A 15,744-nucleotide genomic window follows, 5' to 3' on the forward strand; every position below is an offset into this window, starting at 1 on the left:
CCTCGGGTCGACGTCTCGGCTCGATCGGACACCTGGGAACGCTCTCACGACAAGCCGGCTCCGACCGTACCGCTCGTCACACCCACGAGGGATGATGCGGTGAACGTACGACCACCACCGCCGGAGGACGTCATGACGCACGCGGCAGCACGCCCGGCCACCCTCGAGGACGTCGCCCGGGCCGCCGGGGTGTCCCGCTCGACGGCGTCGCGGGTGATCGCCGGCACCGGCTTCGCCTCGCCGGACGCCCGCGACCGGGTCGTGGCCGCGGTCGACCAGCTCGGTTACGTGCCCAACCCGGCGGCCCGCGCGCTGGTGCGCGGCGCCGGCGTACGGCTCGCCGTGGCGGTCACCGGCACCACGTCGGCGGTGCTCGACGACCCGTACGTCGACCGGGTGGTGGCCGCCGCCGCCCGCGTGTGCACGCCGCAGGGCCTCGGGGTGGCCCTGCACTGGCTGCCGCGGCACGCGCCGCAGGCGCTGCGGCAGCTCGCGTTCGACCGGGGCGTCTGCGGGATCGTGCTGGTCAACACCACCGAGCCCGTGCTCGACGCGGTGCCCCGCTCGCTCCGCGGCCGGATCGCCTCGATCGGCATCGGGTCGGCCGCCGTGCCGTCCTTCGACGTCGACAACGGTGGGGGCGCGACCGCCGTGCTGCACCACCTCCACGCCACCGGTCGCCGACGGATCGCCATGGTCACCGGCCCCCGGTGGCTCTCCTGCGCCGGCCGGTCGGTGCGGGCGTACCGGCAGGTGATGCGCGAGGCGGGCCTTCCCGTACGCCTGGTCCGGGGTGATTTCACGGCCACGCGCGGCCGGGCGGCGGCCCGGGAGGTGCTCGACCGTTGGCCGGACACCGACGCGATCTTCGCGGCCAGCGACGCCACCGCGCTCGGGGTGATCGCCGGCCTGCGCCGGCGCGGCGTGCGGGTGCCCGGCGACGTCGCGGTGGCCGGCTTCGACGACATCCCGCTCGCGGAGCTGAGCACTCCCGCGCTGACCACGGCCAGCCACCCGGTGGGGCGCATCGCCACGGCCGCCGCGCAGGCGGTGCTCGACCGGCGCCCGACGCCGCCGGCGACGTTCTTCCCGTCCGCCCTCGTGCCCCGCGACAGCGCCTGACCCCGGTCCGGGTGCCCGGGGGGCCCGACCGTCGGCGGGTGCCGTTGGGCTCGCTCGACGGCGGCGCGGCCCGCCAGGGCACGCATCACCCCGGTTCGGGTGCCCGGGCCCACCCGGCGGCGGCGCGGCCCGGCATGGGCACGCGTCCGGTGCGGTTAACCGGCGGCCGGCCGGGTAACCGCCGGCGCACACCCGCCGACAGCGAGGAGCGGTGATCCGTGTCCGAACCCGCGCCGCCGCACCGGCAGCCGGAGGAAAACCCCCGGCACGGCCGACTCACCACCCGACCGGGCCCGCCCGTCGGCCCGGCCACCGCCGGCCTGGTCCCGATGACCGACGCCGACGGTGATCTGCTCGCCCTGCTATACGCCCCGGCGCCCTCCGGCGACCGCCCGTACCGGCTCGTGGTGCTGCTGCACGGCGCGGGCGGCTCGGCACGCCAGGGGCTGGACCTGCTGCTCCCCGTCGCCGACGCGCACCACCTGCTGCTGGTCGCACCGCAGGCGGCGGCGAGCAGCTGGGACCTCATCGTCGAGGGGTTCGGGATCGACGTACGGCGCATCGACGGGCTGCTGGAGTCCGTGTTCGCCGGGTACCCGATCCGCGACGTGGTGCTCGGCGGCTTCTCCGACGGCGCGTCGTACGCCCTCTCGCTCGGCCTGACCAACGGCGACCTGGTCACCGGGGTGGTGGCCTTCTCCCCCGGGTTCGCGGCGCCGATGGTCACCCACGGGCAGCCCCGGGTGTTCGTGTCGCACGGCGTCGACGACCGGGTGCTGCCGGTGGACGTGTGCAGCCGGCGGCTCGTGCCCCGACTGCACGACCTCGGGTACGACGTGACGTACCACGAGTTCACGGGCGGCCACGAGATCCCGCCGGAAGTCCGCGACGCCGCCGCCACCTGGCTGGAAACCCTCCCCTAACCAGGCGCCCGCCCCCCGTTGCCCCGGGGGCGCCCCGCCCCGCCCCTGCCCTGCCCCTGCCCCGGCCCCGGCCCCGGCCCCGGCCCCGGCCCCGGCCCCGGCGATCATGCAGTTATGGTGCCTGGCTTGCCCCTCTTCACACCTTTCGCGGGGCACCACAACTGCATGATCGACCGCGAGGGAGCGCGCCGCGCCGGAGACGGGAGCGCCGGAGCCCCGCAGCGGGGCCCGGGCGCGGGGGCCCGGGCGCGGGGGCCCTGAGCCCCGGAGCCCGGGGGCGCGGGGCCGCGGGGCCGGGGCGGTCAGACTGGGGGCAGGCCCAGGGCTTGGTCTACGCGGCCGAGCACCGTGGCGTCGTCGTCGGCGGCGACACCGCGCAGCAGGTCGATGGCGGTCGCCCGGACCTGCCCGATGATCATCATGAGCGGCAGGGTACGGCCCGGGGTGAAGAGACCGCCGGCCGTCCGTACGGCGGCCAGCGCGGCCTGGTCGGCCCGCTCGGCGTGCGCGTCGGCGATCTCGTCGCGGCCCTCCAGGTCGGCGGCCAGTGCCTCACCGGCGGCCCGGACGGCGTCGGCCAGGCAGCGCAGCGCCACCCCGAGGTCGGTCGGCACCGGCGTGGGCTGGCGGCTGAGCGTCACGCCGGCCCGGGCGAGCACCCGTACGTTACGGACCACGTAGTCGACCTGGCGGATCGAGTTGTCCACCGAGCGCAGCCGGCCCAGGTGCCGCCGCCGCCGGACGTTCAGCCACAGCGCCTCCCCGGCGGCGAGCACCCCCTCGCGCAGCCGGTCGACACGGGCGTCCATCCCGCGGGCCTGGGCGAGCGCGGCGAGCGCGGCCGGCTCGTCATGCCGGTCCAGGGCGCCCGCGATGTCGGTGAGCAGGTCGGCAAGGTCGTCGAACGTGCCGTGTACCTCGGCGACCAGCGGGGCGAGCGGCCGCCGGGCGTCGACCAGCTGGCTGACGGCGAGCGCCACCGCACCACCGATCAGCGCGTCGACGAACCGGAACGGCACGAGCGACTCGGAAGACGGCGCGACCACCACGAGATAGAGGGCGGAGACGGCGGCCTGCACGAGCGTGACGCCGGTCGCGCCGACCGCCGCGGCGAGGGCGACGGTGAGCAGGATGACGGTGAACACCGTCCAGGTGGTGCCAGGCCCGAGTCCCTGGATCACCAGGTCGGCCACGAGCACGCCGCCGGCCACCCCGAGCACCACCTCGACCGCCCGGCGCAGCCGTTGGCCCCGGGCCTGACCGAGGACGATCAGCGCGGCGGCGGGCGCGAAGAACGGCTGCGGATGGCCCACCAGCCGCGTGGCGAGGATCCAGGCCACGGTGGCGGCGAGCGTCGCCTCCACCACCGGCCGCCAGCCCCGCCGCAGCCGGCCGGCTGCCTCGCGCAACCAGCCCCACCGGATCATCGCCGCCTCCTCGTACCGGCTTCGGACATACGTGATCGTCTACCATCGGGCGATGGATCCGCTCACCGGGCTGCTGGACGGTCCCCGGGCCCGGGGAGCCTTCCTGCTGCGGTCGGTGCTCGACCCGCCGTACGCGCTGCGGATCGAGGACGGCGCCCCGCTGACGGTGGCCGCGCTGGTCCGTGGCGTCGCGTGGGTGGTGCCCGACGACGGCGAGCCGGTGGCGCTGCGGCCCGGTGATGTGGCGGTCCTGCGGGGGCCGGACCCGTACACGGTGGCCGACGACCCTTCCACCCCGCCGCAGGTGGTCATCGGGCCGGGTCAGCGCTGCACCACACTGCGCGGCGAGCCGCTGGCCGAGTCGATGGCGCTGGGCGTACGCACCTGGGGCACCGGCCCGTCCGGGTCGACGGTGCTGCTCACCGGGACGTACCAGTTGCCCGGCGAGGTGAGCCGCCCGCTGCTGGCGGCCCTGCCGCCGCGGCTCGTCGTGCCCGGCGAGCAGTCGCGCAACCCGTTGCTGCCGGTGCTCGCCGAGGAGGTGACGCGGGACGAGCCCGGCCAGGCCGCGGTGCTCGACCGACTGCTCGACCTGCTGCTGATCGGGGCGCTGCGGACCTGGTTCGCCCGGCCCGGGGCCGCGCCCGGCTGGTACCGGGCGGCCGCCGACCCGGTGGTCGGCCCGGCCCTACGGCTGTTGCAGAACGACCCGGCCCGGCCGTGGACCGTGGCCTCCCTCGCCGCGGCGGTCGGTGTGTCCCGGGCGGCGCTCGCGCGTCGCTTCACCGCCCTGGTCGGCGAGCCGCCCATGGCGTACCTCACCGGGTGGCGGCTGTCGCTCGCCGCCGACCTGCTCCGGGAGCCGGACGCGACGCTCGCCGCCGTGGCCCGGCGGGTCGGGTACGCCAACCCGTTCGCGCTGAGCGCCGCGTTCCGCCGGGTCCGCGGGATCAGTCCGCGGGCACACCGGGCCGCCGCCGAGACGGACGGCGGAACCGGCGCGCCGGCCGCTGCACCGGCCCGCGCCGACGGCAGCGCGGGAGGGTCCGACGGTCCCGGGTACGCGTGACCGTCGACTCTAAAGGTCACGCGCTGGCGGGTGTGTGCTCACGGTGTACGCGGACACGGGAGGGTGGTCATGGGGCACGACTCACGGCGCTACCGCCTGACACGCTGGATGTACCGGACCGGCCGGCCGAACCGGATGGCGCGGGTGTTGAACCGGATCTCGGCGGTCCACTTCGCATCCGGCCTGCTCGCGCCCGGGCACTGGGTGACCCTGGAGGTGACCGGCCGGCGCAGCGGTCGGCCGGTCAGCCTTCCGCTGGTGGTCGTCCACCACCAGGGTGGGCGCTACCTCGTGTCGATGCTCGGCCCGGACACGAACTGGGTCCGCAACGTCCGGGCCGCCGGCGGGCGCGCTGTGCTGCGGCACCGTCACCGGGAGCCGGTGCGGCTCAGCGAGGTCCCCGTCGCCGAGCGCGCTCCGTTGCTTCAGCGGTACCTGGACGTCGCACCGGGAGCCCGGCCGCACCTGCCCTTCGACCGGGGCGCGCCGCTGGCCGAGATCGCCGACGTGGCCGCCCGGTACCCCGTCTTCCGCGTCGACCCGGACCGTTCCGGCGCGGACTGACCTCGGGCGACCGTCGCACTGCCGGCTGGCGGCGGCTCCGACGGTCACACCGCCCGCGTCAGGTGACGGTGGCCGCGAGCGTGGCGGCGGCGGCCACGTCTCGGTGCCCGTCGGCGACCACCACGCCGTGCCGGCCGTGGCGGGTCGCCGCGCGCGGATCCGGGGCGTCGACGACGTGCTGCGCCGCGCCGCCGAACACGGCGCGCTCCCCTTCGAGCTGGGCGTGCCGTGGGCGGTAGGGCCCTTCCGGTTCGCGCACCCCGGCACGCCGGGCGGACACCGTCGGTGAGCAGGGGTGACCGCTCGCCGGCGGTTCGGGGACCGACCGCGTGGTGAAGATCCGCTATAAGTGACGCATGGACTTCCCGCCGTACCTGGGCAGCATGCCGATGCACGCGATCACCGAGATCCACGGCGAACCGGGTCTCCTGGAGCGCTTCCGGCTGGAGATCCAGTCCTTCGACGAGGCGGCGCGGGCCCGACTCACCGCCGCGCTCGACCTCGCGGCGGACCTGCACCGGGACGACCGGCGGGTCCGCGAGCCGTACCTGAACCATCTGCTCCGCGTCGCGATCCGCATGATGCACCACTACCGGGTGCGCGACGTGGACGTGATCGTCGCCGGGCTGCTGCACGACGCCGTCGAGGACCACCCGGTCGAGCTGGCCGGCGACGCCGCCGGGGACAACCCCACGGCGGCCGCGCTGGCGACGCTCGCTGACCGGTTCGGCCCGCGGGTCGCGCGCCTGGTCGCCGCGGTCACCAACCCGCGGTACGACCCCGACCGCGACCGCAACGAGCAGTACCGCGAGCACGTGGCCGCCAGCCTCGACCGGGAACCCTGGGCGCGGGTGATCAAGATTTCGGACTTCACCGACAACGGCGTGGGCGTGATCCACACCGTGGGGCCGAAGGTGGAGTCGTCGGCCCGCAAGTACCGGCCGCTCGTGCCGGTGTACCGCGACCTGGTCACCCGGCCGGACACCCCGCTCCCGGCCGACGTGAAGCGCCACATCCTGGCGCAGCTCGACCTCGCCGAGGAGCGGTTCAGCGCGATCCTGGACCAGCCCGCGCACCACCACTGACCGGTCCGCACACCGCCCGGGCTTTCTCCGCCGGGCGCGGCAGGGCGCCCGTACCCGGTGGGTACGAGCGCCCCTTGAGCCGGTCCCTCGACCGTCGGACCACCTATCCGCTCATTGCGGGTCCAGCTCGATGGTGTCGAGTCCGAAGCCGTACCGGGGTGAACTCGCCTGCTTGCCGGTCACCACGAAGGTCAGCTCGTGTGTTCCGGCGCTGAGGTCGACCGGTCCGTAGCTCTGGCGATCGACGGCGACGGGCCCGGACGTGGCGTGGTCGTACGGTTCCCCGAGCGGCTCTCCGTCGAGCGTCCGGGTCTGGATGCCGAAGTCCCAGGCCTTCGTGTACGCCAGAACCAGGTCGTACCGCCCGCTCTTCGGTACCTCGAAGCGCAGCGTCAGCCGGTCGCCGACGCCGTTCGCCTGGAACCAGATCTGCCGGCCGTCGGACCAGTTCACGCCGCAGCAGTCCCCCTGGATCTGGTAGGGCGCCGTCGCCTCCGCGGGCGGGGTGAGCGCCTCCGCCTCGATGACGTACAGAGAGCCGGTGGTGGCCGAGGCGATGTCCGAGCGGGAACCCTCGGTGCCGGCACCGTCGACCGGGATCACCCGGTAGTACCAGGTCTCGTCCAGGCCCAGACCGGTGTGCGAGAAGGACGTGGTGTCGACCTGCCCGAGCAGGGTCGCCGGGCCGGGGGTGAAGGCCGGATCCGTCGACCCGTACACCCGGTACCCCGCCAGGCCCCTTCCCCCGTCGGCAGACTGCCAGCCCAGCCGGATCGTGTTACCCCGTCCGCCCGTCGCCACCAGGGGGCCGACGTCGCCGAAGGTGAACACCGTCAGGGTGGCGGTGGCCGGGGGAACGTCCACTCCCGCCACGCTCGCCCGGGCGGTGAGGTGCCGAAGACCGGGGATCGGTGTTCCCGCCGGCACCTCCACCTCGAACACCGCCGAGGCTTGACCACCGGGGCGGACGTCGCGGAAGTCCACCCTCTTCGGTGACACCCTCAGTCCGTCCGCGTCGAGCGTGAGATGGCCGTTCCACGGACGCGCGCCACCGTGCGGAAGGGCCACGGTGAGCTTCAGCCTCCCGCCGGGCGTGAGCGCCGCGGCGCGCGGGGTGATCTCGAGCGGGGAGTCGACGGTGCCGCTGGCGGGCGACCGTGCCGGCGCAAGCGCGTCCAGCTCGGCAACCGTCGCGTACGCGCTGTCGCCGAGGTCACCGATCACGCGCACGCCCGTCGCCCGCACCGACCGACCCAGTGCGAAGTCGACGATCTGGTATGGCTGCTCGCTGCTCAGCCTGCTCAGCTGGACGACGCTGGAGGGTGCCTTCTGCCAGCGACCGTTGAGCCCCCGCAGCTCGACCCGGGCGCTCTCCAGCCAGCCACCGCTCTCCGTCAGGTCACCGCCCATCAGGCGCACGGTGTCGACGTCGACCGGCCGGTCGTACGCGACAGCGAAGGTGACGGGCCGGTCGAGGCGGCCGGAGAAGAACCGGGCGTTCTGCCGGGGTTCGTCACCGGAGAAGTTCGTCTCTCGTCCGTCGGCGAACAGCGCGGGGTCGGGCTGACCGCCGCCGTCGGCGGTACCGGTCGCCGCCGTGGTCGCCTCGACCCTGCCGCCTGCCCGTCGGACCTGGTTGTTGGCGCTGCGCAGGTAGAGGTCGACGGCTGGGTTGGCGGTGGCGAGGCTCGCGAGCTTCCCGGGGTCCGGCGCCGGGACGGTCGGGATGTCCCAACGCGAGGTCGACACCCTGCCACCGGTCGTTCGGACCGTCTCGTCCACCAGTGGCAACATGCGGTCGGCCAGCAACTCGAAGGTGTCCTCGGCCTGCGGGTCGTCGGGCAGGTAGTCCGGCATGTTGTCGCGGGTGCGGTTGATGTTGTAGCGGTCGGAGAGGGCCACCCCGGGGAACTGCGCGCGGATGTAGTCGGTGCCCCGCATCAGGCCGATGAGCCCGCCGAGGGTGGCGGTCGGGTTGTCAGAGTCCCATCCGGACAGCGTGCCGATCTGGATCGTGCGCCGGTAGTCGGTCTGCCCGTACAGCAGTGCCATGATGCCGGTGGCGAAGTTGATCGCCGCCTCGACGTTGGCGCGGTAGATGAAGCCGTGACTGGCGGCGTTCACCTGGTATCGCTGGTGGATCCGGTCGCGGGTCGCCTCCCAGTCGTTCACGTCGTGACTGGCCAGGAAGTCGGCGAGCACGAAGTCGACGATGTCGGCGGCCTTCGAGCTGTCCGGCACGTACTTGCGCGCCTCCCGGGTCAGCCACAGCGCCTGCTCACGCCCGGACATCCGCTGATCGACCACGGGCGCCAGGGCGTAGAGCGCCACGTAGTACTGCGAGATGTGGGTGGCGTAGCCGTCGGCTGTGGTGCGGATCGGCAGGTCGGCGAGTTGGAGGGCCCGGTCGGGCCGGCCGGGCGCGACTGCCCCGAACACCTCGGTCGTGAGCTGCGCATCGATCATCAGTGAGTCGGTGTTCGCGACGTTCATGCCGGTCGACGGTGGCAGGATGCCACGATCCATCAGCGCTCGGGCCCGGGCGTTGGACACCCAGATGAAGTCGTTGATGTGTCGCTGCCAGCCGCTCGCGATCTGCTCGGGCGACAGCCACGGACTGCCCGCGACGTTGGCCATCAGGTGCGTGTAGACGTACTCGATGTCGGTGTCGTCATCGGCCCCCCACGGCGCCTGGATGACGAAGTCGATCGGCGCGCCGCCCTGGCCCTGGTTGGTGCCCCAGTCGTCGTCGGTGTAGAAGGGCGGTTCCGAGCGTTGCAGTTCGGTGCGCAGGCCGGTCCAGTTGGCGATGCACTCGGCGAGCCACATGGCCTGGAGCCGGTCCGCGTACGTCTCGCGGGGCAGTGTGAGCGTGTCCCGGGGTCCCCGTGCCGAGGTGGGTTCCGCCGAGGTCTCCGAAGCGGCGTGTGCCGGGTGCGTCGCGCCCGGTGGCGCAGCGGTCGCGGGTGGCGCCCCCTGCACCACGGCCGCGGCGACCGCTGCCGCCATGACGCCGGCGACCCGTCGGGCAAGTGTTCCTCCGTACATTCCGGCCGTCCTTCCTGCCCGGACCCGGCCCGTGCCGAGAGCACGGGTCGCGGGCCACGGGTGATTCGTGGACTGACATCAAGGCGTTGACCTGTACGTGTTCCTCGTCGGCGTCGAAGCGCCCGCGGTGCCGGGCGGCACCCGTCGGTTCAGTGGCCCCTCCGCTCGGGCGGCTGGATCATCCACTCCTCCAGCTCGCTGGCGATCTCGCTGTCCGCGACGGTCGTACGCAGGTAGTAGCGGTCCGCCCCCGGGGTGGGGGTCCAGGTGTTCGACCCGTCCGGCGCGAAGTTGACGGTGCCGGGCTCGGAGAGCCCGAACATGCCCTGTCCGCCGAGCACGGCGTAGTAGACGGCGGTGATGTCCCAGCTCTCGCGGTTGTTCCCGAACCCGACGTACAGCTCGTACGCCGCCCGTACCGGGTTCGACGGCGGCGTCTCGAAGAACAGCTGACGTCCGGTGTAGATGCTGTCGCCGACCTCGAACCCGCTGTAGATGACCGGCGTCGGCCAGCGCTCCGCGACGGTGGCGGCGGCGGCCGGGTCGAGGCGGATGTTCCACTCGAATCCTGCGGGGAACTGCGCGCCCATCGCCACCACGTGGTGGACCTTCTTGGCCACCAGTTGCGCGCCCGAGAGCCGGCTGTGCCGGTCCGGCGCGGAGGCGAGCAGCTGGGCGAGGTTCGTCTGACCGCCCACCACCGCGATCACCACACTGTGGTCGGGCTGCTTGGCCAGGAGCTTGCGGTACAGGTCGACGGCCTCCGGTACCCGCGAAGAGTCCCGCACGTTGTTCGGGTACGACGTGGCGAGGTGCTCCGCGTACGTCGAGAGGTTGTTGTTGTCGGGGTCGTCGTATCCCGGCCGGAGTGCCCCGATCGGGATGTTGCCGTGGCGGTAGTAGGTGTTGATGGCGTCGAGACCGGGCGCCGCCCAGCGGGTGAGGTTGCTGGTCATCATGGCGAGCACCCGCACCTTGCCGTCGTCCTGCATGGCGTTGAGCATCGCGGCTGCGCCAGCGTCGTCGACGTCACCGCCGAAGTCGGTGTCGAAGATCAGCCTGACCGGCTGCGGGCCGTGGTTTCCGGAGGCGGCCGCCGGTGGTGTCCCGAGTGCCGCGGTCGCGAGCGCAGCCGTCACGACGGCGACGATTCCGTGGGCGAGCCTTCGTCCTCCAAGCATCCGAGCTTCCCTCCTGTCCGGTGATGCAACTCGTGTTGTCAACACGTGTTGCGGCCATCGAAACCAACCCACACATCGATGGACAAGGCAGTGACCAGGGTCGTTACACGTTCGTAACCTGAGCCCGACGAGGCCGCTCGACATCGAGCGATCACCATCCGCCACCAACATCCACAGTGGAGGCAGCCTGTTTCGCAGGTCGGCCCGGCCGCCCGGCCGAACCGGTCCGACATCCCGGTCAACCCATCCACGCTTCTCTACATCACGACTGGATCACGAGGGGTTGCCGTCGCGAACGGGATTGACGCAGGCTGCGTTGCAACTCGAGTTGCCAATTCGAGTTGATGATTGGGTAACGCTGCCAGACCGTCGGCGTCCGTCGATCAGTCCGACCGCCCTGAGGGCCATCCCCCGGCCCCGATCGGCCGACACTCTCGTGGATTCGCCATCTCGGCGGGGCGGGCGGACGACTGGCGTGACCCGCCCATTCCGTCCGGCGAGACCGCGTCTCGCCACATCGTTCGAGCGAAAGGATGGTCAGCACGGTGAAGATGCCCAGAGTCCCGGCACTCGTCGCAACGATCTCCACAGCCGTCCTCGGCGCGGTCCTCCTGGCGGTACCGGCCAGCCAGGCTCAGTCGCCGGCGCAGGTCACGCCAGCCGCGCCGGCAGCTGCGGCGGCCGCCTCGAAGGCGACGGAGAAGGTCATCATGGACGTCGACATGGGTCAGCTCAACGACGACGCCGTGGCCATGTTCATGCTCGCCAACTCGAAGAAGGTGGACCTGCTCGGGGTCACCGTGGTCTCGGGCAACACCTGGGTCGAGGAGGGGACGGCGTACTCGCTCCGGCAGCTCGAGCTCATCGAGCAGGCGAACCGGGTGCCCGTCGTCGCGGGTGGCGGCGAGCCGCTCATGGGTAGCCGCCAGGCGACCCTCGCCGCCGAGCAGGACCTGTTCGGCAACGTCGAGTACATGGGGGCGTACCGCCGCGAGCGGCCCGCGTCCTACCGCGAGCTGGCCAGCGAGCCGTACGGCGGCTACCCGCGGGCGAAGCCGGCCAAGGAGGCCGCCGCGCAGTTCATCGCCGAGCAGGTGAAGAAGTACCCGAACCAGGTCACCCTGTTCGTCCTTGGCCCGGCGACCAACGTGGCCCTCGCGGTGCGCTCGTACCCGGAGATCGTGCCGCTGGTCAAGCAGGTCATCTACATGGGCGGCGCCATCGACATCCCCGGCAACACCTCGCCGGCCGCCGAGTTCAACTGGTGGTTCGACCCGGAGTCGGCCAAGATCGCCCTGCGGACGCCGTTCAAGCGGCAACTTGTCGTCCCCAACGACGTGGCCGAGAGGGTGCTGTACACCAAGAAGGAGTACGAACGGGTCGTCGGTGGCCCGAACACCCCGATCACCAAGATGTTCCGCGATCTGCAGGGCCCGCAGTTCGAGGCGAATCCGGCCCGCCAGTCCTTCGTCTGGGACGCGATCACCTCGGCCGTGTTCCTGGACCCCTCGATCGCCACGAAGGTCGAGGACCGCTACCTCGACATCGACACGAGCTTCGGCCCGGACTACGGCCGGGCGATCGGCTACGGCCCGAGCAGGGACCGGGACATGAACAAGCCGGAGAACTTCCCCACCGGCACGCAGAAGGTCCAGGTGCTCTTCGACATCAACCGTGACGCCTTCTGGAACCTGTACGTCGACCTCATGACGCGGCCGATCTGAGCGTGGCGCGGCCACGATGCGCGGAGGCGGAACCGTCCCGCCGTCGTGGCCGCGCGACCCGCGGCGGCGATGACGGAAACGGACGATGACAACAGTCGGGGAAATGATGCTGGTGGTCGTACGACGGGACGCTCGGACGGCGATTCGATCGACCCTTGCGGATCGGCGAACACGCCCAGATACTCCACCTCAACACGAGTTGACATTGGGGATCGAGGGCGCGAAATGGTGACACGTCGAGACGTCGCACAGCTTGCCGGTACCTCGGAGGCCGTCGTGAGCTACGTCCTCAATGGTGGCCCGCGCGGAGTCGCGCCGGCGACCCGGGAACGGGTACTGGCGGCGATCGGGCAGCTCGGCTACCGGCCCAACGCCGTGGCCCGTTCGCTGCGCACCAACCGGACGATGACCTTCGGCCTCGTCGTGCCCGACAACTCGAACCCGTTCTTCGCCGAGCTCGCGCGAAGCATCGAGGACGTCGGCTTCGAGCACGGCTACACGATGCTGCTGGGTAACGCGATGGACGACGACGGGCGGGAGGCCACGTACGTCCGGGCGTTGGTCGACCGGCAGGTCGACGGCCTGATCGTGGTGCCCGCGCACGGCGGCACCCGTGGCTGGATAGCCGACCTGGCACAGAGCGCCGTGCCGCGGCTCGTGCTCGACCGCGACATCGACCTGCCCGAGGCGACCCATGTGCTGGTCGACCACGAGGGTGGCGCCTATGCGGCGACAACGCATCTGATCGACCACGACCGGCGCCGGATCGGTTGCGTGGCCGGGCTGGACGGCCTGCACCCGACGGTCGACCGGGTGGCCGGCTGGCGACGCGCGCTGGACGAGGCGGGACGCGAGCCGGCCGCGCTGGTGCACGTCCCCTTCGGCCGGGCCCACGGATACCGCGCCGGACGCGCCCTGCTGGCCGAGCGGGACCGGCCCGACGCGCTGTTCGTGGCCAGTGACGAGCAGGCGCTCGGTGTGCTGCGAGCGGCCGCCGAGATGGGCGTCCGGGTGCCCGACGACCTCGCGATCTTCTCGTTCGACGGAATCGAGGGGGGCGCGTACACGGTTCCCGCCCTGTCGACCATGCGGCAACCGGTCGAGGAGCTGGGCCGGCTCGCGGTGGAGTGGCTGGTCGCCAAGGTGGCCGACCCCGCCCACCCGGCGACGCGGCTGGTCTGCGCCACCAGGCTGGTGCCCCGAGGCTCGTGCGGTTGCCCGGATCCCGCCGGCGGCGACTCCACCATCTCCGAGGAGCGCCCATGACGCTCGGGAAGATCATCGTGCTGGGCAGCCTCAACATGGACCTGTCGATCCGGGTGCCGCGCCTACCCCGCCCCGGGGAGACGATCGCCGGCACCGACGTGGTGCGCGGCGCCGGAGGCAAGGGGGCGAACCAGGCCCTCGCCGCGCGGCGGCTGGGCGCCCAGGTCGCCCTCGTCGGCATGGTGGGTGCGGACCAGTTCGGCGCGGAGCTGCGCGACGGCCTCGCCGCCGGCGGGGTGGACGTGTCCGGTGTGGGCGTCACGGCGGACGGGCCGACCGGGGTCGCGCTGATCGTCGTCGGGCCCGACGGCGACAACATGATCACCATCTCGCCCGGGGCCAACGCGAAGGTGGTCGCGCGCGACCTCCGGGCGAGGCTGGAGGGCGCGCACGCGCTGCTGCTCCAGCTCGAGGTGCCGATCGCGGCCTGCCGCGCGGCTGCCGACGCCGCCCGTTCCGCGGGCGTCTCCGTGGTGCTCAACGCCGCGCCCCTGCCCGAGCGTCCGGGCGCCGACCTCACCGAGCTGATCCGCCGGTCGGACGTGCTGGTCGTCAACGAAACCGAGGCCGCCGGACTGGTCCCCGGCCGCGCTGACCCGACCGACGCGGCGGTCGCGCTGCGGGACCTCGGTGTTCCCGAGGTGGTGGTGACGATCGGTGAACACGGCGCCATCGCGGTCGGCGCGAACGACGTCACGCACGTCCCGGCGTTCCCGGTGGACGCCGTCGACGCGGTCGGTGCCGGTGACGCCTTCTGCGCCGAGTTCGCCCTGGCCCGTACCGCCGGTGGCGCCGATCTCCGCACGGCGACCCGGCGTGCCTGCGCCGCTGGGGCGCTCGCGGCCGCCCGGCCCGGCGCCCAGACATCCCTTCCACGCCGCGACGAGGTCGACCGGCTGCTCAGCACGCCGGCGTCCCGACTTCCGGAGGTGAGCGAGCATGCGACCTGACGGCCTGTGGCATCCGCGCCTGCTGGCGGTGATCGCCGAAGCCGGGCACGGCGATCTCATCGTCATCGCCGACGCCGGGCTTCCCGTGCCACCCGGAGTCGAGGCGATCGACCTGCTCTGGCGGCGCGGCGAGCCACCGTTCCTCGCCGTGCTCCAGACGGTGCTCGACGAGTGTGTCGTCGAGCGGGCCACCGTGGCCGCCGAGAGCGGCGACAGGTGGGAGGTCCTGCGCGACATCCCGACCGAGGTCGTGCCCCACGACGAGCTCAAGCGCCTCACCCGGCAGGCCCGCGTGGTGGTGCGCACGGGCGAGGCCACCCCCTACGCCAACGTCGTCCTACACGCGGGCGTCGCCTTCTGAGCAACCACGAGCAGGCGAGTCCAGCCACACCACCACCCGAGAGGAGTCCCCGTGAGACGCAGAGTCGCCCTCACCGCGATGATCACCGCCACCGCGGCACTGGCGCTGGCCGGTTGCGGCCAGGAGAGCACCGACGACCCGGCACCCGGACAGGCCGGCGGGAAGCCGACCGTGTGCCTCGTGATGAAGTCCCTCGCCAACGAGTACTTCCAGCAGATGCAGGACGGCGCGGTCAAGCACGTCCAGGAACGCAACGACCTCACCCTCGAGTCCACCGGCACCCAGAACGAGACCGACGTCGACGGCCAGGTCGCGCTGGTCGAGAGCTGCATCACCAAGCTGGCCCGCGCGATCGTGATCGCTCCGGCCGATTCGAAGGCGCTGGTGCAGGTGGTCGCCAAGGCGGTGAAGGCCGACATCAAGGTGGTCAACATCGACGTGAAGCTCGACGACGGCGCGTTGCAGCAGGCCGGCGTGGACGTGCCGTTCGTCGGCCCGGACAACCGCGACGGCGCCCGGCAGTCCGGCAAGGTCCTCGCCGACCTCCTCGGCCGGGGCGGCAAGGTCGTCATCCTCGAGGGCAACCCGGGCGCCGACAACGCCACCCAGCGCAAGAACGGGTTCAACGACGCGGTCGCCGAGGGCGGTCTGACGCTGCTCGACTCGAAGACCGCGCACTGGGAGACGGACGAGGCGAACCAGGTCTTCGCCAGCATGCTCACCGCCCACCCCGACATCCAGGGCGTGCTGGCCTCCAACGACTCGATGGCGCTCGGTGCCATCAAGGTCATCCAGGAGCGCAGGGCGAACGTCAAGGTCGCGTCGTTCGACAACATCCCGGCCGTCAAGGAGCACGTACAGAGCGGCGTGATGGTCGCCACCCTCGACCAGTACGGATCGAAGCAGGCTGCCGACGGCATCGACTACGCGATGAAGATGATCGCCGGTGAGACGGTGACCGGCTGGCAGAAGACCGAGATCAAGCTGATCACCAAGGACAACATCGGGTCGTGACGCGGGTCGG

At 72.5% G+C, this 15,744-nt stretch carries 14 protein-coding genes; 10 read left to right on the top strand and 4 right to left on the bottom strand.

The annotated features are described in order from the left end of the window. Nucleotides 1–132: 132 nt before the first annotated feature. Both D7193_RS22370 and D7193_RS22375 read left to right on the top strand, forming a co-directional pair. The gene (locus D7193_RS22370; protein ID WP_120781521.1) at nt 133–1,122 is read left to right on the top strand and encodes a LacI family DNA-binding transcriptional regulator; all 990 of its coding nucleotides are present in this window, start codon (nt 133–135) and stop codon (nt 1,120–1,122) included. Nucleotides 1,123–1,340: 218 nt separating this feature from the next. Continuing rightward, a complete protein-coding gene (locus D7193_RS22375) occupies nt 1,341–2,045 on the top strand; it encodes an alpha/beta hydrolase (RefSeq protein WP_241563292.1) in 705 nt (234 codons plus the stop codon). Nucleotides 2,046–2,347: 302 nt separating this feature from the next. Here D7193_RS22375 and D7193_RS22390 read toward each other — a convergent pair whose 3' ends face one another. Further along, a complete protein-coding gene (locus D7193_RS22390) occupies nt 2,348–3,472 on the bottom strand; it encodes an FUSC family protein (RefSeq protein WP_120781522.1) in 1,125 nt (374 codons plus the stop codon). A 52-nt stretch (nt 3,473–3,524) separates the two neighbouring features. Between D7193_RS22390 and D7193_RS22395 the strand changes: the two genes are divergently transcribed. Both D7193_RS22395 and D7193_RS22400 read left to right on the top strand, forming a co-directional pair. Continuing rightward, entirely contained in the window at nt 3,525–4,541 is a 1,017-nt protein-coding gene (locus tag D7193_RS22395; protein WP_120782141.1) for an AraC family transcriptional regulator, read from the top strand. A 69-nt stretch (nt 4,542–4,610) separates the two neighbouring features. After that, a complete protein-coding gene (locus tag D7193_RS22400) occupies nt 4,611–5,105 on the top strand; it encodes a nitroreductase family deazaflavin-dependent oxidoreductase (RefSeq protein ID WP_241563293.1) in 495 nt (164 codons plus the stop codon). A 58-nt stretch (nt 5,106–5,163) separates the two neighbouring features. Here the strand turns inward: D7193_RS22400 and D7193_RS33515 are convergent, their stop codons facing one another. Further along, nucleotides 5,164–5,364 (bottom strand): hypothetical protein, encoded by a 201-nt coding sequence (locus D7193_RS33515; RefSeq protein ID WP_158674836.1) that lies wholly within the window; start codon nt 5,362–5,364, stop codon nt 5,164–5,166. 97 nt (nt 5,365–5,461) lie between these two features. Here D7193_RS33515 and D7193_RS22410 point away from each other — a divergent pair, with 97 nt between their 5' ends. Beyond that, nucleotides 5,462–6,190: an HD domain-containing protein gene (locus tag D7193_RS22410; protein WP_120781524.1), complete on the top strand. Its 729-nt coding sequence runs from the start codon at nt 5,462–5,464 to the stop codon at nt 6,188–6,190. Nucleotides 6,191–6,301: 111 nt separating this feature from the next. On the opposite strand, the gene D7193_RS22415 is transcribed toward D7193_RS22410, so the two are convergent. After that, on the bottom strand, nt 6,302–9,238 hold the full coding sequence (locus D7193_RS22415) for an ADP-ribosylglycohydrolase family protein (RefSeq protein ID WP_147434430.1): 2,937 nt from the start codon (nt 9,236–9,238) through the stop codon (nt 6,302–6,304). Between the two features lie 149 nt (nt 9,239–9,387). Then, nucleotides 9,388–10,377, bottom strand: coding sequence for a nucleoside hydrolase (locus D7193_RS22420; RefSeq protein ID WP_158674837.1), 990 nt, complete (start codon nt 10,375–10,377; stop codon nt 9,388–9,390). A 593-nt stretch (nt 10,378–10,970) separates the two neighbouring features. On the opposite strand from D7193_RS22420, the gene D7193_RS22425 reads away from it, so the two are divergent. The 5 genes from D7193_RS22425 to D7193_RS22445 all read left to right on the top strand — a co-directional run bounded on the left by D7193_RS22425 (nt 10,971) and on the right by D7193_RS22445 (nt 15,734). Next, complete coding sequence (locus D7193_RS22425; protein WP_241563417.1) at nt 10,971–12,143, top strand: nucleoside hydrolase; 1,173 nt, start codon at nt 10,971–10,973, stop codon at nt 12,141–12,143. Between the two features lie 225 nt (nt 12,144–12,368). Continuing rightward, a complete protein-coding gene (locus D7193_RS22430) occupies nt 12,369–13,409 on the top strand; it encodes a LacI family DNA-binding transcriptional regulator (RefSeq protein WP_120781528.1) in 1,041 nt (346 codons plus the stop codon). Beyond that, nucleotides 13,406–14,359 carry a ribokinase gene (locus D7193_RS22435; RefSeq protein WP_120781529.1) on the top strand — a complete coding sequence of 318 codons (954 nt, stop codon included), beginning with the start codon at nt 13,406–13,408 and terminating at the stop codon, nt 14,357–14,359. Before D7193_RS22430 ends, D7193_RS22435 begins: the two co-directional genes overlap by 4 nt. Continuing rightward, nucleotides 14,349–14,720: a D-ribose pyranase gene (rbsD, locus tag D7193_RS22440; protein WP_120781530.1), complete on the top strand. Its 372-nt coding sequence runs from the start codon at nt 14,349–14,351 to the stop codon at nt 14,718–14,720. The genes D7193_RS22435 and rbsD overlap by 11 nt, the downstream gene beginning before the upstream one ends. A gap of 51 nt (nt 14,721–14,771) precedes the next feature. Beyond that, nucleotides 14,772–15,734, top strand: coding sequence for a sugar ABC transporter substrate-binding protein (locus tag D7193_RS22445; protein ID WP_147434431.1), 963 nt, complete (start codon nt 14,772–14,774; stop codon nt 15,732–15,734). Nucleotides 15,735–15,744: the final 10 nt, after the last annotated feature.

Origin of the sequence: Micromonospora costi (assembly GCF_003626655.1) — a bacterium.
Classification (GTDB): Bacteria; Actinomycetota; Actinomycetes; order Mycobacteriales; family Micromonosporaceae; genus Micromonospora; species Micromonospora costi.